This is a genomic window from Oligosphaera ethanolica (assembly GCF_030814695.1).
Lineage (GTDB): Bacteria > Verrucomicrobiota > Lentisphaeria > Oligosphaerales > Oligosphaeraceae > Oligosphaera > Oligosphaera ethanolica.
Map to the genome: position 1 here is coordinate 476,365 of NZ_JAUSVL010000001.1, position 19,121 is coordinate 495,485.

General features: G+C 62.5%; 13 protein-coding genes. 4 read left to right on the plus strand and 9 right to left on the minus strand.

Translation table 11 applies throughout. The annotated features are described in order from the left end of the window. Positions 1 to 99 precede the first annotated feature (99 nt). Positions 100 to 2,193 carry an ADP-ribosylglycohydrolase family protein gene (locus J3R75_RS01630; RefSeq protein ID WP_307259537.1) on the plus strand — a complete coding sequence of 698 codons (2,094 nt, stop codon included), beginning with the start codon at positions 100 to 102 and terminating at the stop codon, positions 2,191 to 2,193. An 18-nt stretch (positions 2,194 to 2,211) separates the two neighbouring features. Here J3R75_RS01630 and J3R75_RS01635 read toward each other — a convergent pair whose 3' ends face one another. The 7 genes from J3R75_RS01635 to J3R75_RS01665 all read right to left on the minus strand — a co-directional run bounded on the left by J3R75_RS01635 (position 2,212) and on the right by J3R75_RS01665 (position 8,854). After that, complete coding sequence (locus tag J3R75_RS01635) at positions 2,212 to 3,057, minus strand: GNAT family N-acetyltransferase (RefSeq protein WP_307259539.1); 846 nt, start codon at positions 3,055 to 3,057, stop codon at positions 2,212 to 2,214. Positions 3,058 to 3,143: 86 nt separating this feature from the next. Then, a complete protein-coding gene (gene miaA, locus J3R75_RS01640) occupies positions 3,144 to 4,088 on the minus strand; it encodes a tRNA (adenosine(37)-N6)-dimethylallyltransferase MiaA (protein ID WP_307259541.1) in 945 nt (314 codons plus the stop codon). Between the two features lie 65 nt (positions 4,089 to 4,153). Then, a complete protein-coding gene (lspA, locus tag J3R75_RS01645; RefSeq protein ID WP_307259543.1) occupies positions 4,154 to 4,702 on the minus strand; it encodes a signal peptidase II in 549 nt (182 codons plus the stop codon). Then, positions 4,699 to 5,136, minus strand: a complete 438-nt coding sequence (locus J3R75_RS01650; protein ID WP_307259545.1) for a TraR/DksA family transcriptional regulator — start codon at positions 5,134 to 5,136, stop codon at positions 4,699 to 4,701. Before J3R75_RS01650 ends, lspA begins: the two co-directional genes overlap by 4 nt. Before the next feature lie 41 nt (positions 5,137 to 5,177). Then, a complete protein-coding gene (locus J3R75_RS01655; protein WP_307259547.1) occupies positions 5,178 to 5,780 on the minus strand; it encodes a hypothetical protein in 603 nt (200 codons plus the stop codon). Positions 5,781 to 5,793: 13 nt separating this feature from the next. After that, entirely contained in the window at positions 5,794 to 7,266 is a 1,473-nt protein-coding gene (locus J3R75_RS01660; RefSeq protein WP_307259549.1) for a UxaA family hydrolase, read from the minus strand. Positions 7,267 to 7,363: 97 nt separating this feature from the next. Beyond that, positions 7,364 to 8,854 carry a tagaturonate reductase gene (locus J3R75_RS01665; protein WP_307259550.1) on the minus strand — a complete coding sequence of 497 codons (1,491 nt, stop codon included), beginning with the start codon at positions 8,852 to 8,854 and terminating at the stop codon, positions 7,364 to 7,366. Between the two features lie 726 nt (positions 8,855 to 9,580). Between J3R75_RS01665 and J3R75_RS01670 the strand changes: the two genes are divergently transcribed. The 3 genes from J3R75_RS01670 to J3R75_RS01680 are packed head-to-tail and all read left to right on the plus strand — an operon-like array spanning position 9,581 to position 15,837. Next, positions 9,581 to 10,888, plus strand: a complete 1,308-nt coding sequence (locus J3R75_RS01670; protein ID WP_307259552.1) for an MFS transporter — start codon at positions 9,581 to 9,583, stop codon at positions 10,886 to 10,888. A 14-nt stretch (positions 10,889 to 10,902) separates the two neighbouring features. Beyond that, the gene (locus J3R75_RS01675; protein ID WP_307259554.1) at positions 10,903 to 12,111 is read left to right on the plus strand and encodes an MFS transporter; all 1,209 of its coding nucleotides are present in this window, start codon (positions 10,903 to 10,905) and stop codon (positions 12,109 to 12,111) included. Between the two features lie 57 nt (positions 12,112 to 12,168). Continuing rightward, positions 12,169 to 15,837, plus strand: coding sequence for a hypothetical protein (locus tag J3R75_RS01680; RefSeq protein ID WP_307259556.1), 3,669 nt, complete (start codon positions 12,169 to 12,171; stop codon positions 15,835 to 15,837). A gap of 910 nt (positions 15,838 to 16,747) precedes the next feature. On the opposite strand, the gene J3R75_RS01685 is transcribed toward J3R75_RS01680, so the two are convergent. Then, positions 16,748 to 18,106: a transposase gene (locus J3R75_RS01685; RefSeq protein ID WP_307259069.1), complete on the minus strand. Its 1,359-nt coding sequence runs from the start codon at positions 18,104 to 18,106 to the stop codon at positions 16,748 to 16,750. Positions 18,107 to 18,108: 2 nt separating this feature from the next. Then, complete coding sequence (locus tag J3R75_RS01690) at positions 18,109 to 18,456, minus strand: HTH domain-containing protein (protein WP_307259070.1); 348 nt, start codon at positions 18,454 to 18,456, stop codon at positions 18,109 to 18,111. Positions 18,457 to 19,121: the final 665 nt, after the last annotated feature.

Genomic DNA, 19,121 nt, shown 5'->3' on the forward strand with positions numbered 1-19,121 from the left:
AGCCTCAAATACCAGCCCGTTACTATACGGCGTCACCTGCAGATACCAACAGCCGCGCGCCGTCAATCAGCCACTTTTGCAGTGAGGAATAACCATCGCATGCAGCACATCCCCAATTACGAACAACAGGTCTATGCGGCAGTCCTCGGCAAAGTCATCGGCGTCTACCTGGGACGTCCTTTCGAAGGATGGTCAAAAGCGAAAATCGAGGCGACCTGGGGGCGTATCGACCGCTACGTCAACGAAGACCGACAGGTACCGCTGGTCGTCGCCGACGACGACATCTCCGGCACCTTCACCTTCATCCGCGCCCTGGAAGACTCCGGGCGCTACGAGCAGACGCCACCCGCTTTCTTTGGCGACACCTGGCTGAATTACCTGCTCGAAGGCCGCACCATCCTCTGGTGGGGCGGCATGGGCGTCTCCACCGAACATACCGCTTTCCTCCGCCTCAAACAGGGCATCCCCGCGCCATCGAGTGGCGCCATCAGCACCAACGGCCAGGTCGTCGCCGAACAGATCGGCGCGCAAATCTTCATTGACGCCTTCGGCATGGTCGCGCCCGGCCAGCCCGTACTGGCAGCCAAACTGGCCCGCCACGCCGCCGCCGTCTCGCACGACGGCGAGGCCCTCAACGCCGCCGTCGTCGTCGCCAGCATGATCGCCGCCGCCTTCGTGGAAAAAGACATGGCGAAGCTGCTCGACATCGGCGTCGCGCAGATCCCCGCCGCCTCGCTCATCGCCCAAGTCCACCGCGATGTCCGCCAGTGGTGCCGCGAAGACGGCCACTGGCGCCAGACTTTCGAACGGATTGGCGAGAAGTACGGCTATCACCGCTATGGCGGCAACTGCCACGTCGTCCCCAACCACGCCGTCATGATCATGGCTTGGGCATACGCCGGCAATGATTTCCACGAAGCGCAGGCCATCGTCAATACCGCCGGCTGGGACACCGACTGCAACGCCGGCAATGTCGGCGCCCTCATGGGACTCGTGGTCGGCCTTGAGCGCATCGGCGAAAAATATGACTTCATCAGCCCCATGGGCGGCCGCATCATCTTGCCCACGGCCGAGGGCACCCGCGCCGCCACCGACTGCCTCAGCGAAGCCACCGCCATCGCCCGCATCGGCCGGCAGGTCATGCACTGGCCGCAACTGCCCGCACCCAAAGGCGGCGCCTGGCTGCACTTTTCGCAGCCTCTCGCCCAGCAGGGCTTCCTCAGCGATGAACAGAGCCAAGACAGCCGCGGCGCACTCCTGCTCAGCAATCCCGACGGCGAGGCCCTCCACGCCCACTATAGCGTCAATCCCGGCCGCGTCGCCCGCATGGCCCTGCCCGTCTATCCCGGCGCAACCGACAGCGCCTACCAGACCGTCGGCGTCAGCAAACTCTACAGCGGCATGACTGTCCACGCCGACATGGACTGCTCAACAGCGAGCCACGCCCACATGCGGCTCTTCATCGCCATCGCCACCGCTGATCCACATACGCCACCGCGCGTCATCTACGGACCGTCACAGCCCTGCGACGGCACGCCCCGATCCCTCGCCATCACCATCCCCGACACCGCCCTCATGCCCGTCACCCAGCTCGGCATCGACATCCGCTGCCAGAGCCCTGCGACCGGCAGCGTCCGCTGCCTCGCCGTCCGCCTCGGTGGCACGGCGAGCCTATACACCGACACCCTGCCGGTCGTCAATCGCCTCAACGTCCCCGGCTGGATTGTCGATGCCGATGTCATCCGCGGCGCCTTTTCCGACGACCAGGAGCCCGTCCAGCACTTCGGTAAAAATACCGGCCGTGGCCTGGCCATCACTGGCAATCGCTTCTGGCGCGATCAGTCCATCCAGGCCCGGGTCAAAGTCCACTTGGCCGACGAAGGCGGCTTGGTGGCCCGCTACCAGGGCCTGAATCGCTACCTCGCCCTCGTCCGTCGCCAAGACCGCCTCGCCATCTGCAAACGTTTCTACGGCGACAGCATCCTGGCTGATATGCCCTGCGACTGGCCACTTGATCAGGTCCGCGAGCTCCGCCTCCACTGCGTCGACAACGCCATCACGGCCTACCTCGACGGCCAGCCCGTCCTGCACGCCATCGACAACGATCTCCGCGACGGCGCCACCGGCCTCCTCTTCAGCAATGGTCTGGTCGGCTTCCGCGACATCCGCATCGAAAGCACCGTGCGGGCATGAGTGACCCCTCCCGCGCCCTCAGGCGAATTCACCGCCAAAGGCGCCGAAGTAATTGGCGGCGGGCTGCGAACAAGGCTCCCCGAAGTCCATCACGTACATGGTCACCGTCGCCTTGAAACCACTGTCCACCAGAAAGGCCGTGAATTCCTTCTGAGTTTCATAGGCCATCACCTGCACTGGCCGGCCGGCATGCTCCTCGGCGGCCGAACGCCGCAAGAGCGCACAGGCATCCGCAAAAGACGCGGCATTGATGGCTACATGTCGGGCATTCGCACCCACCCGCCCCAGACTGAAGCCCGCCAGTCGCCCACCACGGCACAGCTTGAAGGCCAGCGCGGGCTGCGCCCGATACAGGAAGTCCACCACCCCCGACCGGCTGAAGCCGAAAGCAGCCGCGTCGCAGGCCGCCGCCGCCGGGATGTCCTCGGCCGTCATCGCCTCGGCGCCCTCGCGCGGCCAGTCGCGCACCACGTCCGGCGCGACAAAGTACTTGGCCATGGTGAATGCCTGCCGGTAGCCAATTTTCTCATAGACCTTGCTGCCGGCCTCCGTCGCGTACAGCCGCCAGGTCGCCACGTCCGGCCGCGCGGCCATCACCGCTTTGAGCAATGCCGTCGCCAGGCCGTGTCCGCGCATTTCCGGCAGCACAAAAACCATATTGACAAAGCCCATGCGGCCCCCGCCATACACTTGCGCCGCCGCCGAACCAATCGTCTCAGCGCCCTTCATGGCATAGAGCGTAATGGCCTCCGGCGCTTCCACCAGCTGCCGGCACTCTTCAAGGGTCTGATTCCAACCCGCCTGACGCGCGAAATCACACATCGGCTGCGGATCCCGCGAAGCCCTGATCTCAATTCCGTCCATGTTTGCGCCCTTTCTTCATGTCTACGCCAAAACAAATACCGCGCCACACCCCGCGCCAAGGCGTGGCGCAGAGCAACAGCGCTCTCTCACCGCAGCGCAGCGGCCAGACCGCGCAGCGCGGCCAGAATCTTGTCGGCAGCGCCGTCGGCATCGTTGATTGCCAGCAATTGCGCGCCGGGATGCTGATGCCGGAACCAGGTCAGCTGCCGCCGCGCGTACTGTATCGTCCGATTGGCCAGCAGCTCGGGCAGAACGCCCACACCGCCCGGAATCTTCCCGGCCAAGCAGTCGATGATCTCGCGATAGCCCAGCGCCTGCCGAGCCGTCGGCGTCTCCATCAGCCCCGCCGCAGCCAGGCGTGACGCCTCCTCCACCCACCCACGCTCCAGCATCAACACCGTGCGCCGGCGAATTCGCTCCTTGAGCATGGCAAAATCGGGTATCACACACAGTTGCCGGAAATTCGCCCCCGGGGCGTTGTGTTTTTTCTGCAACTCCCAGGGCAGACGTCCCGTCAATGCCAGTACTTCGCAGGCGCGAACCAGCCGCCGGGGATTGCGATAGACTTCTTCGTGAATCGCCGCTGGCGATGCCGCCGCGGCCTCAATCTGCGCGAGCAGCTCCTCGCGGCCGCCGGGCTGCTCACAGCGCGCGGTGAGCTCGGCAAAGAGCTCCGGCGAAGCCGGCAGCAGTTCAAAACCGTAGATGAGTGCCCGTGCGTACAGGCCAGTGCCACCGACCATCACCGCGCGGTTGCCCCGGCCATGAATCGCCGCCAGGGCGTCTTGCGCACGGGTCACAAAGCGATTGGCGTCGTAAGGTTCATTGATGTCCAGGCAGTCCACCAGATGATAGGCAAAACGCCGGCGGGACGCCGCATCGGGCTTGGCGGTGCCAATGTCCAGTCCCCGGTAGATCTGCATGGAATCGCAGGAGATGATCTCGGCCGACAGCTCAGCGGCCAGCCGCTCCGCTGCCTCGCTCTTCCAAGCACAAGTCGGGCCCAGTAGAACCACACATGGACATGCCATCTTCACACCGTTCACGGCGCCATTCTCCAGCCGAGTTCCGCAACTGCTCCTGCCAGCCGCGCGATTCACGCCTTGCCAGCACGGCCTTCGCCAGGCGCCGGCAGAAAAAAACTGGCCAGTAACACCAGCACCACCCCCACCGATATGGCGCTATCAGCAACGTTGAAGGCCGGCCAATGCCAGCCACCAAACTCAAAATCAAGAAAATCCACCACGGAGCCGCGAAACAACCGGTCAATCATATTACCGACAATGCCGCCGTGGATACCCCCAAGCACCAACGCCATAAAAGGCTGGTCGCCACTCAGACGCCGAAAAAAAACGACCATCAGCACCGCCGCCAGGACCGATAACAGCCCCAGTACCCACGTGTGCTCAGCCATGATCCCCCAAGCCGCCCCAGTATTGCGCACATGCACCAAATTGAAAAAGCCGGCTATCACCGGCTTCTGCCAACCTATCGGGTACTGGCTCACCACAATAATTTTGCTTAACTGATCAAGCACCACCAGCAACAACGACAGCAAACCCGGCAAGCGCCAAAAACTCGTAAAGTTCACTCGCGCCAAGCCACGTTTGTCTGTCGCTCCGGCCATGCCAACCGTCGTCTTCACAAGCGACTGCGGTCCAAGTAACGAGACCGCTCCGGATCAGAGGGCATGCCACCGTTGGCTTCGCGAGCTCCTTTGCAGTCAATGCACAACCGCGCATAGGGCTTGGCTTCCAGACGTGGCTTGCCAATGAGCTTCCCGCAGTCAAAGCACACGCCGTAAACGCCCTTCTCCAGATTTATCAGGGCTTCGTCAATCATCTGCAACTTCTCCGCGTCATCGGACATGATGGACAGGCCCGTCTCGCGAATAAAGTCGTCACTGCCTATGTCCGCAGCCTCTTCACCAGCCTGGCGACTCGTGGTCAGCGACGACGAGGCACTGCGGATACGCTGATAAATCTGCTGACGCTCTTGCTTGAGTCGGTTGCGAAACAACTCAATCTCTTCAAGCGTGTAGACCGGTTTCTCTGCAGTCTGTGTCTTCTTCTTCGCCATAAGCAGTATCTCCTGGCTGGACAGAGGCCTTAACTACTTCATCAGGGCAGATTCTGGAAAATAAGTGCAATTAAAGTAACCTGCACTTGTCTGCTTGCAAGAACATTCTTAAGCACGACGTGATTTATTTCGTCATCAGCCGACCACGGATGCTGACCGATCACCGGGGACGCTTGGAACCGCAGGGACTGGTTGGCAATGGCCACTCTCGATTGCTGTCGATTGCTCTCGATTGCTGTCGATTGCTGTCGATTGCTGTCGATTGCTCTCGATTGCTGTCGATTGCTGTCGATTGCTGTCGATTGCTCTCGATTGCTGTTGATTGCCAATATGTTGTAATCGGTCGGCCATGGATAACCTTTGTCCCAAAACGTTTCCGTCTGGCGAACCGCAAACCGCAATCCCGGTGGCATACAAGCGCTGAAAGCGCGAAACATACCAGCCCAGGGCAAGCCGCGCTGAAAGCGCGCGCCGCCCTGGGTACGACGGCGACTATGTTCGTGTTCCTCGGCCTCTTTGGCTCCAGTCGGCGAAGCTGACTGAAGCCAAAGAGGCAATGGAACGATGTGTCTTCCCTTTGCTGTACCTAAGCGTCCCCGGCGGTGTTTTTTTAGGCCGCCCCTGTCATCTTGCGCCATCACCATGACGACGATATGCTCACAGCGTCACGCCGTCCTTGAAGAGCGCAATTTCTTCGTAGCCTTCCTGCTCGTTGCGCGCGGGGGCGCCGGATGCCACCGCCAGCACCTGGGCGAAAAACTCGTCGTCAAGCGCGGCGCTGTCGGCGCCGGCTTCGACCAGCCGCCCGGCGTCAAAATCAATCCACCGCGGCTTGCGCTGAGCGAGAGCGCTGTTTGAGGCGATTTTGATGGTCGGCACCACGCCGCCAAAGGGCGTGCCGCGACCGGTAGTAAACAGCACCAGCTGGGCGCCAGCGGCAGTCAGCAGCGTCGTAGCCACCATGTCATTGCCCGGTCCCGTCAGCAGATTCAGGCCCTTTGCCTGCAGGGGCTCGCCAATATCCAGAACGCCACTGACCAATCCACAGCCGCCTTTCTGCGTGCAGCCCAGGGATTTGTCTTCCAGGGTAGATATGCCCCCGTCCTTGTTGCCCGGCGAGGGGTTTTCATAAATGACCTGACCATAGCGCGCAAAATAGCGTTTGAAGTCGTTGATCATGCCCACGCACTGGTCGAATATCTTCCGGCTGCGGCAGCGCCGCATCAGCAGGGTTTCGGCGCCGAACATCTCGGGCACTTCGCTGAGCAGCGTGCTGCCGCCTTGGCCCAGCAGGCGGTCGGAGAAACGCCCCACCAGCGCATTGGCGGTAATCCCGCTGAGCCCGTCCGAGCCGCCGCACTTCAAGCCCACAATCAGCTCGGAACTCGGCAGTTCTTCACGCTGATCCGTGGCCGCGACTGCCGCCAGCCGCACAAGTTCGGCGAAACCCGCCGCCACTTCGTCGCCATAGTCCTGCGCCAGCAGAAAGCGCACGCGGCGCTCGTCCACCGGCCCAAGCAGTTCCCGGAACGACGCCAACGTGTTGTTCTCGCAGCCAAGGCCGACCACCAGCACCGCGCCGGCGTTGCCGTGCCGCGCGAGAGCCGCCAGCACCGAACGCGTCATCTCGTGGTCGCGGCCCATCTGCGAACAGCCGTAGGGATGCGTCAAAGCCAAAAATCGGTCGATGCTGCCATGCACAAGCTCGCGGTTGCCCATCGCCGCCAGGCGCTCGGCCAGCTTGTTCACACAACCGACCGTCGGTATGATGAAAATATGATTGCGGATGCCCACCGCGCCATTCTCGCGCCGGAAGCCCATGAAATGCGCTGCGGGAACCGCGGCCTGGTCCGCCGCTGGCGGGCCGTCGTACTGATAGCTCAGCAGACTGTCCAGCCCCGTGCGTACGTTATGCGTATGCACCCGCTCACCGGTACGTATCGCGCGCGTCGCCATGCCAATGGGCATGCCATACTTGATGACCGCAGCCCCGGCGGCAATGTCCCGTAGGGCGATCTTGTGCCCGCGAGGGACGTCCTCCAGCAATGATACGGGCTCGCTCTCGCCACAACGCAAATCAGTCAGCGCGACGGCGACATTGTCCAGAGCATTGATCACGATATAGCGCATGGCTCAACCTTCTCTTTCACAACCATCAAGACGGCGCCCGTTACGGGCCGCAATTATGCACCGGCAACGCGTTCCGGCGTCAACCTCGGGTGCGCAGTCATGGCTTGCAGGCTCTCAGCGCCGCCCGACAACCGTCACGGTGTATGGCCGCCAGCGCCGCAGTCACAGCCGCGGCCAGGCCCGATACGCGGTTCAGATCGCCGCCCCAGAAGTCCTGCCGCCCCAGCACTGCGCGCACATAATGAGCGTCGTCACCACCGGCACGCAATTTCGCCGTTTCACCCGCAAAAAAGGCCAGGATTTCCGGCGAATCCGCAATCGGATAGTCCCGGTCGTCAACCCGGCCAACGCCCTCACCGCCGGCACCGACGCTTTCTACCTCGTAAAAGCGCAACAGCGCCGCCAGCGAAAAAATCAGGCGCGACGGCAGCGCCCCGCGCAACTTCCGATAGTCCAGAAGACTGGGCAGCACCCGCACTTTCCACTTGGACACCGAATTGAGCGCGATCGACAACAGACGGTGCCGCGCGTAGGGATTCTGAAAACGCTCCATAACCGACTGAGCAAAAAAACGCTTCTCGTCGTCTGGCAAATCCACGGTGTGGAACACTTCGTCGAAAATCACTCCGTGCACGAAGGGCCCGAAATCGGCGTCGTTCATCATCTCGTCGACCAGAGTCAGTCCGCTCAGGCTGGCCGCCAGCACCGAGCTGGTATGCGCGCCATTGAGAAAACGGACTTTGCGCGTGCGGTAGGGCGTCTGATCGTCCGTGATCACCACCTGCAGACCGCATTTGGCCAGCGGCAATTCCCGTGCCAGCGCCTGCGGGCCTTCCAGAACCAGAAAATGGAAAAGCTCGCCGCAGTCCAGGAGCGCATCGCGATAGCCCAGTTCCGCCTCCAGCTTTGCTGCGTCTTCACGGGGATAGCCCGCGACAATGCGGTCCACCAGCGTATTCACAAAGACGTTCGCCTCGCTCAGCCAGGTCGCAAAACCGGGTGGCAGTCCCCAGTCCTTGGCATAACGCAGCATGCAGTCCCGCAGGGTCGTCCCATTTTTGTCAATCAGCTCGCAGGGTATTATCACCAGCGCCCGGTCATGCACGCCGCCAAAAGTCTGATAACGCTCGTAAAGCAAACTCGTCAGTTTTGCCGGAAAGGTCCGTTGGCATTGCCCCGGCGTGTAAGCCTCAGCCTTGTATTCGATGCCCGCTTCAGTCGTGTTGGAAAACACAAAACGCAGGTCACGCCCGCGAAAACAATCCACCACGTCGTCCCAGCGCGTATAGGGATTAAGGCAGTCCTTCACGCAGTCGATGATCTCGCGCTTCTCCACCGGCTGGCCATTCTCCAGCCCGCGCAATATCAGCGTATAGCGCCCGCCCTGCTCATTCAACGCCTCGCCCATGCCCGTCGGCAAGGGCTGCACGATACGCACCATGCCATTGAATTTGCCCTGCTTGTTCATCTGCTGGATCATCCAGTCGATGAAAGCACGCAAAAAATTGCCCTCGCCAAATTGCACCGCGCGAACCGGCAACGTGCAGTCGCGATCACGCCCGAGTCTCGGCAATGTCGTCTGGTCCATGTGCTCATTCCTTTGCTGCTGTCCAAATTAGCGCCATATCCACTGGCAACACCGGCATAACCCCGAAAACACCTGCGCCAACACCGGGCTACACCATCAGCGCCAAAAACTATACGATACCACCACAGCGCGGTTTTGGGCACCGCGATGCCAGCAGAATCCCACACCACTACGCCGAAACCAGGAATCCCGCCGTCCCGGCGGCATTCATCCTGGGAGCCTTACCATAAATCGTAATCGGTCAGCCATTGATAATTGAGCCATAGAGCAACAGGCGGCCCAAGGCGCGCCCCTGTCACAACCGTGGTGCGGGCTTGTAGCCCGCGCCGTCGCCAGATGTCAGCAGGCGGAGCCTGGCGCGCGCCAGGCATCCCAGGCCGCGAAGCGGCAGAAGCGCTGAAAGCGCGAAGCATACCAGCCCAGGGCAAGCGACGCCAAAGGCGGAGCGTCGCCCTGGGTAAAGCGCCAGTATTGTTCGTGTTCCTCGGCCTCTTTGGCCCCAGTCGGCGAAGCTGACTGGGGCCAAAGAGGCAATGGAACTCACTTGCTTACCTGGGGTTGACGTCGGCGGCATGTCGTACATCCATTCTCAATCACTGACCGATTACCATAAATCTCCCCCGCTTCCCCGTCGTGGGTTGCCAGCCTGCCGCCCGGCATTACATTGACTTTTTCGCTTTGCGTCCGGCAGACAGGCAACGACGGCACAAGGAATTTGGTGCATACATGGTAGAAGACGGTGCAAGCTACTGGCGGCGGAATCTACTGATCGTCTGGATCTCGCAGTTCCTGTCGCTGATGGGCTTTTCCTTCTCCCTGCCCTTCAGCCCGTTTTTTATCCGCGACGCCCTCGGGGTTTCTGCCGATTCGCAGGTAAAAATGTACGCGGCGCTAGCCACGGCCAGTTCCGCACTGGCGCTGGCGGTGATGTCGCCACTTTGGGGCATTTTGGCCGACCGCTATGGTCGCAAGCCGATGTTGCTACGCGCCAATTTTGCCGGTGCGATCATTGTCGCTCTCATGGGCATGTCCCCGAACATCACAGCCTTCATCGCCCTGCGCATGCTGCAGGGCCTCTTCACCGGCACCATGAGCGCCGCCATGACCCTCATGGCCTGCTGCGCACCACGCAACCGCCAGGGACTGACCCTCGGCGCCCTCAGCGCCGCCGTCTATTCAGGCGACATGACCGGGCAGTTCATCGGCGGCCTGCTCGTTGAATGGTACGGCTTCCGCCAGGCATTCCTCTACTCCGGCATGGCCATCGGCATGTCCGGCCTCCTCGTCCTCCTCCTCGTACGCGAAGACTTCCAACGGCCAGCGCCAGTCATCAAAACCGCCGAAACCGCCCGCAACTGGCATTTCAAACTCGGCATCGTCCTGTCCTGCTTGCCATTGTACATCCTGCTCATGATGTCCGCCTTCGCCCGCAGCGTGGACGGCTCGCAGTTCGCCCTCTTCGTCGAATTCCTCAATGGCGGCGTCAACGAAGCCGGGGCCGCCCGCTGGACCGGCCGCGCCGCCGCCGCCGGCTGCATCGGCGCCATGCTGTCAGGACTGCTCATCGGCCGCCTGCTCGACTACTTCCGACCATCGCGGGTCGCGCGCACCGCCGCTCTCGGCGCCATGCTGGCCATGGCCCTCATCGCGATCGTGCCCGTACACATGCTGGGCATGGAACGCGTCGCGCTGGACATCGGCGCCTTCGGCCTGTACTTTCATGACCAGGCCGCGCCGGCCGTACTGGCACTCGTTCCGCTGCGCTTCATGATGATTTTCTTCTCGGCAGGCCTTGAGCCCGTCATGAATGTCTGGCTCTCTAAAATCACCCCAGCCAGCCAAAAGGGCATCGTCTTCGGCTTCGCGGTGACCTGGCGCTCCATCGGCTGGATCTTCGGCCCCCTCGCCGGTGGAACCATATCCATGCTCTGGGGCGTCGAAGCCATCTATGTCGTCGGCCCATTCTTCTTCCTGGCGCTGGTGCCGATGATCGGCTGGGTGCTGCGGAAAATACGCAGCCGACTGGAATCGTGAAAAGGCTCTCCGGAATGCAAGTCTGGCAGATCAATCTCATTATCCTCTGGGTCACCCAATTCTGCGCCTCGGCGGGCTTCGCCCTGAGCATGCCCTTCGCGCCCTACTACATCCAAACCCTCGGCGTCACCGACCTCGATGCCGTCAAACTCTGGGCGACGCTGGCCGCCGCCGGCGCGCCCCTGAGCATGGCCATCATGGCGCCCATCTGGGGCCTGCTCTCCGACCGCTTCGGCCGCAAGCCCATGCTCCTGCGCGCGACCTGCGGCGCCAGCATCATCATCGGCAGCATGGCCTTCTCCCCCAATGTCCTCATCTTCGTCCTGCTGCGCATCATCCAGGGCATGTTCTCCGGCGTGGCCTCCGCCGCCGTCACCCTCGTCGCCTGCAATACGCCGGAAAAACGCCAGGGCTTCGCCCTCGGCTGCCTCAGCTCGTCCCTATTCTCCGGAAACATGTTCGGACTCTTCATCGGCGGCTTCCTCGCCGAAATGATCGGCTACCAGAACACTTTCCTGCTCTCAGGCGCGCTCCTGATGGTATCGAGCATCCTCGTCCTCTTCGGCGTTCAAGAAAAATTCACCCCCGCCGCCAAGCCCGCCTCCCGCGTCAGCTGGCGGGAAAAATGGGCCGCGCTCGGCCCGGGCACGCCGCTGCTGCTGCTGGTCATCTGGATGAGCGTCGGCCGCCGCATGGACGGCGCGATCCTGCCCATTTTCGTCCAGGAGCTGCATGGCCAACTCGACGGCGCGGCCATCTGGTCGGGCCTCATCAGCGGCGCCGGCAGCGTCGGCGCGGTCCTTGTTGGTCTCTGCGGCAGTGTCATCATGGACCGCTACCGCCCCGTGGTCCTGGCCCGCTGGATCGCCACCGGCGCCGCCCTGGGCATGATCGGCGCCGGCCTGGTGCAGTCCCTCGAATTCTTGCTGCCACTGCGCTTCGCCTACATGTTCTTCGCCGCCGGCTTCGACCCCGTCCTCAACACCTGGCTGTCAAAAATCACCCCGACCAACCGCAAGGGCGCGATCTTCGGCCTGGCGCAGATGGCCAAGTCCTGCGGCATGACCATCGGCCCGGGCATCGGCGGCATCATCGCCCGCGTGATCGCTACCCGCGCCGTGTTCTGGGTGTCAGCAGTCATCTTCCTGCTCTTCATCCCCCTCATGCTCAGGTGCGATCGCGTCATGACGGCAAAAAGCCGCGACGCGGAAGCCGCCGAATAGGCCCAGTTCCACATCGTCCGGCAAGTTCCAACACTGGCTCCAGTACAGGAGGTCCTCATGAAATGCGCATGCCTGGCCCTGTTGCTCATCACCGGCGCGACCATCGCCGCCGACCTGCCCTTCGCGCCCTACCAAGCCGAACACCTGCCAACAGCCGAACTGACCCCGATCCACCGCGGCTTCCGACTGTCCTTCAATAACCAGGAGGGCAAAGACAACTATGCCATCGCCATCGCCAGCACCGGCGGTATGATCGTGCCCGCCCAGCACAAGCTCGTCATGAAACTCCGCGGCCACGCCAAAAACAAAAACACCAGCGTCGCCGTGCACATTCTTACCGCCCAGGACGGCAGCGACAAACTCGTCACCCACTACTCTAAATCCGTCTCCGGCGATGGTACCGACGACCGCACCCTCATCCTCGGCCTCGATAGCGATTTCCACCTCGCCGATGCCCAATGGGACCTCCGCCAAATCAAAATACACCTCAACGGCCGCGAAAACCCCAACGGCTTCTCTGCCCTGGACGTCCGCGATCTGCGCATCGCCGCGCCCGACGAACTCGGCGTCACCGGCGATTTCGTCGTCATTCCCACCCCCGAGCAAATCCCGCCACGCAACCGCCCAGCGCCAGCACCAGCCGCCCTGCCCTCGCCCGGCCTGCCAAAACCCGTGACGGTTTTCTTCGATCTGGACAACGAGGACGTCGACGCCTTCATCACCCTCAAGCAGTCCGGCGTACAACCACCAGAGCGCAATCATCACGACGGCTTCCGCGGCTATCTGCTCAAAGGCGCTGAAGGTCTCGTCGAACTCGTCGCGAAACCCGACCTAGCCGAGGTCGTCGTCTATTCTCGCGCCGCTGCCGCGCCCGACGTCGCCCACGTCCACCACGGCAAAAAACTGCTCGTCTATGGCCAGGTCGCCGACGCCGATGTCCTCGCCAAGCTGCCCTTGAGCTGGCAGCGCCGCGATGGCGACGACTACGTCGAACGCTTGCCGCTGCTAGCCACCCCCGCCGGCCAGGAGCTCCTTGCCGACGCCACGCTCTCCCCCAGCGCCTTCGCCCGTTATTTCGACCTCACGCCAGCCAGCGACGCCCGCCGCCTCATTGATTTCGCCGATCAGTCGCCCTGCGTGCTGCGCTCCGCAGACACCATGTACGTCGCCGCCGGCATCGGCACCGGCATCATCCCCGATGGCCAGTTCTACGACCGCTTTCTCCTCCAGGCCATTCTCTACTTGGCGCGCGGCAAGGACGCCCTCGCCCTGCTCGAAAATCGCTCACAGGCCCTCCGCGACCAGCAACAACGCTCCGCGCGCGCCCTGGTCAGCCGCGTGGCCACCGCCGCCGGCATCCCCGCCAACCAGCACGACGCCTACCGCGTCGGCATGTCCAAAGACAACTTCGGCCGCTTTGGCTACAGCGTTGGCGAGGGCCTCACTGTCGCCAATATCAGCAGCAACACCATGGTCAGCAATGGCCGCCAGAACTATCTGCTGACCGTCCCCGAACAGGAAGGCCAACGCGCCCTCGCCGTGACCGCCATCGACTGGGTCGGCAAGACCTACCGCATCACCTGCGGCAGTCTGTCCTACGATCTGCAATTCTCACTGCTCACGCCATACATCCGCTACGGCTTCGCTTCAAACCAACAGGCGTTGATGCTGCCCGAAAACCTCGCCACACACGCCGTGGTCATCACCGCCAAGGGCGCCCGCCACTGCCATATCGCCCAGCAGGACGTCCTCTACGACCGCCAACGCGACGGCGACCTCGCCCAGCCCTGGCTGCTCCTCTTCCGCAATGGCGACTGCCGGCCCCTCCATGTGGTCTTCAGCCACCAGCCGCAAGCCATCACGGCCACTGTCCGCGATGGCGCCATCGAAGACATCCGCTTCCACGGCACCCCCGACCAGCCCCTCGGCGATATCCTCTGCGGCTGGCCATGGGGCGCCAAAGACGTCAATGCCGCACCATGGGTCGACACACTGCCCACGGACACCCTCACGCGCCTTGATCTCTTCACCCCCATCGCCGTCAACTACCCCACTGGCTGCGATGAAATCTTCCGCATCGACCCGCAAAGCCAACGCGTGCACATCGTGCAAATGACCCGCTTCCACCCCATCGCCACGGCCTGGAATTCCGCCCCCCGCGACCTCGCGGTCATGCCGCCACTCATGGCCTTCGCCGCGGAGGAAAATCTGCTCGTGCACCCGGAATCGCCCCTGCAAGACCTGGACCTGCCCAGCAAATACGGCCCCGGCAAAGCCGTCATGGATAGCGCCGTCCTGCGCTACGCCATCGACCTGCCCGTTGCGCGCGACATCATCCTCCCCGATATCGACACCGCCGATCCCTGGCGCGAACAGTTCAACGCACTCTTCGCCGGCGGCGTGCGCTGGTCCTGGGGCGGCGGCGCCCCGGCGAACAATGTCTCACCCGCCCTCCCCGGCGGCGGCCGCGGCGGCGACAACATCAGCCCCTTCACCTGGCAGTTCGGTCTCACCACCTCCCTGCAGGGCTACCACCTGCTCACCCAGGAAAACCGCGCCAAGCTGCGCCAGCGCGTGCAGCGCCGTTTCATTGAACCCCTGGACCTCTTTCAGTACAAAAACCACGCGCGCCATCGCCGCGAGCCTTTCTCCGGCTTGGAATACCCGGTGACCTTCCGCAGCACCTACGCCCTCGGCGTCAACTACGCCGACGGCTTCGGCACCAGCTACCAGTACGGCGATGTCAACGAAGCCTGCTCCATCATCACCTGGCTCGGCGAACAACTCGCCGACCGCTGCGGTCTCCGCCCGCTGGTCGAAACCAACTGGGCGTACTTCAAGTACGTCATGCGCCACCAGATGGTCATCGACGACTGGGCATACCACGCCGGTTCATGCCGCGAAGACGGCGCCGGCGCCTGGATCGACATGCTCAATGGCGAATACGCCGGCATGCTCAGCTACGCGCGACTCGCCGCCATCGCCGGCGACCAACCCGCACACGAACACGCGCTCTACCGCGCCGCCAAAAAAGCCGTGCCGACCATCGCCCGCCTGCGCTTCCACCGCTACCTCGGCGAGCCCGTGCCCTTCGGCGACCCCAAGCGCAGCCTTGCCGTCGTCACCGGCTTCAATGAATTCGCCGGCGCCCAATCCTACCGCCTGCCCCTCCGCCTCAATAGCAATATCATCTGGGCCATGGACCTCTTCGATTTCTCCCAGGGCGCGCCCGGCTCACTCTACCGCCTCTACGACCGCTACGCCAAACCCGAACTGCTCGCCTACATGCGCGCCTACACCATCCCGGCCTTCACCAGCCCCGACGGTTTCCAGGCCGGCTTCCGCTACCTCCAGCCCCTCGCCTGGTTCCAAGCCGACAACGACCAGCTCAACCAGTGGACCGACGAGCTCTTCTCCCGCCTCAGCGATCAGTCCGCCAAAGACTGGCCGGGCATTACCGTGCCCTACCCCGTCGGGCTGGTCATGGCGCGCAAATACCACGCGCCCGTACTCGAACAATGCCAGTGTCTACAGCTCACAGAAGCCACCTACGATGTCCAGCTACGCCAACTTAAGCTCAGCATCCAGGCCGACGCCCAGTCCCGCGCCATCATCCCCACGCCCAAAACCCTCAGCGTCAATGGCCGCAGCCACACCGTGCCCGTCACCGACACCATGCCGCTGCCACTCCAACCAGGCCCAAACACCATCCAGGCGCAGTACTGATATGGGGCCAGGACCTCACACGACATCCTAACAGCCACACACAAACGTGCCCGATTACATCGCCGGCCCCTCCCCCGGCCGTCCTGCGCGGTCCTCTCCCGGCCGTCCTGCGCGCTCCTCTCCCGGCCGTGGAGTGGGCGTCTCGCCCACTCCGACAAGACGGCTCATTAAACCGTCCCGATCATCCACGCCGACCGCACCCGCCCCGTCTCCCGGCCGTGGAGTGGGCGTCGCGCCCACTCCGGCGAGACGGCTCATTAAACCGTCCCGATCATCCACGCCGACCGCACCCGCCCCGTCTCCCGGCAGTGGAGTGGGCGTCTCGCCCACTCCGACAAGACGGCTCATTAAACCGTCCCGATCATCCACGCCGACCGCACCCGGCCCGTCTCCCGGCCGTGGAGTGGGCGTCTCGCCCGACAGTGGTGCGGGCGTCCCGCCCGCACCGTCGCATGGGATCAGGACCTCACACGACCTCCAAACAGCCACACGTAAACGTGCCCGATTACATCGCCGGCCCCTCTCCCAGCCGTCCTGCGCGCTCCTCTCCCGGCCGTCCTGCGCGCCCCTCCCCCGGCAGTCCTGCGCGCTCCTCTCCCGGCCGTCCTGCGCGCCCGTCTCCCGGCCGTGGTGCGGGCGTCCCGCCCGCACCGTCGCATGGGATCAGGACCTCACCCGACCTCCAAACAGCCACACGTAAACGTGCCCGATTACATCGCCGGCCCCTCTCCCAGCCGTCCTGCGCGCTCCTCTCCCGGCCGTCCTGCGCGCTCCTCTCCCGGCCGTCCTGCGCGCTCCTCTCCCGGCCGTCCTGCGCGCCCCTCCCCCGGCCGTCCTGCGCGCTCCTCTCCCGACAGTGGTGCGGGCGTCCCGCCCGCACCCTGGACTTTGGACAATCTTGCACGGACTCCTACGCAACGTCCGGTGCTGATTTTTTTCCCTCCGCCAGCTCGCTTTGCATTAAACGCACCAGATCGCGCAGGGATGGACGGGTGACCGGGTCGTTTCGCCACCGTTCTCGCGTTGGGAATGCCTCGTTTCGCTTGTCATCGTAGAGTCGTATGCTTGCCAGAAGCAAAGCGGCATAGCAAGCCGAGATGAAAGCGGGCACTTTAGCTACTGAATCTTTGTTCCACACCTGGGCTTTGCCAATGCCAAGTATTGCTTTCTGGTCTCGAAAGCTGACTTCGATCTCCCAGCGAAGCAAGTAAGCCCTTATAGCCTGTTCGATCGTGATCTTGTTTATGGCACCGGTTACGACCAGGAAGGCAGGCTGCCGATAGAGAGTGCGCCCATTCTTGGTCAGACGATAGGGAAAAGGCTTAATGACTATGAGATTACAGGGCTGATCGTGGGTCGCACCCGGCCACCTGACGTTTTGGACGCACTTGTAATGCACGGCAAGTTTACGTCCGTGCTTGAATACCTCCATGGTCCGCGTTTCGTAGTTGTCGCTGGCAAGAATATCCTTGGGTGAAGGCAGACGTTGGCCGTACTTGCGATTGCCTTTGCGTTGTTCGGGGCAAAGAGGCTCGACAAAGACCGTGTCCTTCCTCGCTCGCGCGACGATCACGGTGTTGTGAGGAGGATCAGTCAGGAAACAGCTGTTGGCAAAACTGCCGTCGGCGCTTTGGATAAGGACACGGTCGTAACCGCCAGGTATTGCGTCGATTGCCCCACGAAGGGAAAAAAGCTGCTGGCGACCGCGCACACTCATGTTGTGCTTTTTCTTCTCTTCCTTCAGTATCTGTTCCTCCTCCGGACTTGTCACTTTTCCAGCCTTGACCGGTGGTGCGTGTCTGAACGCCACGGGTACGGCTCGACTGGAGTTGGGATCAGAGCCGTGGCACATGATGGTCGTTTCCAGATAGCGCTGGCCAATGACCAGATTGACATGAAACGGGGGGCTGATAGGGTCCCGGGCGTAAGCAGTACCGGGGATTTTTTTGCCGGTCTTGCGCACGAGCGTATCGTCGATGGCGGAAATGATGGGGTCGTAGACTGGGCAGAGACTGACGGCCTCCTGGATAATGGGCCCGAATATGCCTTCACAGTCCCATTTACTCCGGGAGAAAAGTTTATAGAACGCGCTCCAGTGGAACACCATATCTAGAAAGTTAATGGCGCTGGTTATGGTTTTTGGATGACTGGCGCCCAAAAGGCCGATGCCTATCGTGACAAATCGCTTTCGTGACCGAACATCCTTGATGCCCACGCTCAGAGTCGCCAAAAAAGCACGCAACCACACAAGCAGCGATTTGTTTTCCATGGCTAATCGTCCTCCTCTTGGTCCAGCAGTGCAAATTCGTTGCGTCCTGTACGCCGGAACGTGTGTCCGTCGAGAACCTTCTTGGTCATCGCCGACACGATGGACTCGCGACGCAGCTTCACGCCATGGCGCTTCTGCACGCGGTCAAGGATCTCATTGATGTGAAGAGGCTCCCCCGCTTCTCGGAGTATATCGCTAACTAGTAACATGTTAGATCTTTTTCCGGCTGCCTTTCGGTTCGCTTCCAGGCGACCGTCCAAACCTTTGGCCGAGCGCAATGCCTTTAGTCCGGATTCAAGCATTGTTTCCAAGACATTACAGAGATCATTGCTGCTGATTTCTTTTGCCATACCCGTAGCCCTTCTTTGTTGTGACCAGACACGCCAGCATTCAAGCTACGGGTAGCATAATACGGAGTAGGTAGAATGCAAATTAATTTTTAGATTTATTTTTAAACAAAAAAAATTGTCCAAAGTCCAGGGTGCGGGCGTCCCGCCCGCACCGTCGCATGGGATCAGGACCTCACACGACCTCCAAACAGCCACACGTAAACGTGCCCGATTACATCGCCGGCCCCTCTCCCAGCCGTCCTGCGCGCTCCTCTCCCAGCCGTCCTGCGCGCTCCTCTCCCGGCCGTCCTGCGCGCCCCTCCCCCGGCCGTCCTGCGCGCCCGTCTCCCGGCCGTGGTGCGGGCGTCCCGCCCGCACCGTCGCATGGGATCAGGACCTCACCCGACCTCCAAACAGCCACACGTAAACGTGCCCGATTACATCGCCGGCCCCTCTCCCAGCCGTCCTGCGCGCTCCTCTCCCGACAGTGGTGCGGGCGTCCCGCCCGCACCGTCGCATGGGATCAGGACCTCACACGACCTCCAAACAGCCACACGTAAACGTGCCCGATTACATCGCCGGCCCCTCTCCCAGCCGTCCTGCGCGCTCCTCTCCCAGCCGTCCTGCGCGCTCCTCTCCCGGCCGTCCTGCGCGCCCCTCTCCCAGCCGTCCTGCGCGCTCCTCTC

What these genes read in the sequence shown, in the direction of transcription:
- J3R75_RS01630 (WP_307259537.1), top strand. Translation starts at nt 100, where the DNA reads ATGCAGCACATCCCCAATTACGAACAACAGGTCTATGCGGCAGTCCTC.
- J3R75_RS01635 (WP_307259539.1), bottom strand. Translation starts at nt 3,057, where the DNA reads ATGGACGGAATTGAGATCAGGGCTTCGCGGGATCCGCAGCCGATGTGT.
- miaA (WP_307259541.1), bottom strand. Translation starts at nt 4,088, where the DNA reads ATGGCATGTCCATGTGTGGTTCTACTGGGCCCGACTTGTGCTTGGAAG.
- J3R75_RS01650 (WP_307259545.1), bottom strand. Translation starts at nt 5,136, where the DNA reads ATGGCGAAGAAGAAGACACAGACTGCAGAGAAACCGGTCTACACGCTT.
- J3R75_RS01655 (WP_307259547.1), bottom strand. Translation starts at nt 5,780, where the DNA reads ATGGTGATGGCGCAAGATGACAGGGGCGGCCTAAAAAAACACCGCCGG.
- J3R75_RS01660 (WP_307259549.1), bottom strand. Translation starts at nt 7,266, where the DNA reads ATGCGCTATATCGTGATCAATGCTCTGGACAATGTCGCCGTCGCGCTG.
- J3R75_RS01665 (WP_307259550.1), bottom strand. Translation starts at nt 8,854, where the DNA reads ATGGACCAGACGACATTGCCGAGACTCGGGCGTGATCGCGACTGCACG.
- J3R75_RS01670 (WP_307259552.1), top strand. Translation starts at nt 9,581, where the DNA reads ATGGTAGAAGACGGTGCAAGCTACTGGCGGCGGAATCTACTGATCGTC.
- J3R75_RS01675 (WP_307259554.1), top strand. Translation starts at nt 10,903, where the DNA reads ATGCAAGTCTGGCAGATCAATCTCATTATCCTCTGGGTCACCCAATTC.
- J3R75_RS01680 (WP_307259556.1), top strand. Translation starts at nt 12,169, where the DNA reads ATGAAATGCGCATGCCTGGCCCTGTTGCTCATCACCGGCGCGACCATC.
- J3R75_RS01685 (WP_307259069.1), bottom strand. Translation starts at nt 18,106, where the DNA reads ATGGAAAACAAATCGCTGCTTGTGTGGTTGCGTGCTTTTTTGGCGACT.
- J3R75_RS01690 (WP_307259070.1), bottom strand. Translation starts at nt 18,456, where the DNA reads ATGGCAAAAGAAATCAGCAGCAATGATCTCTGTAATGTCTTGGAAACA.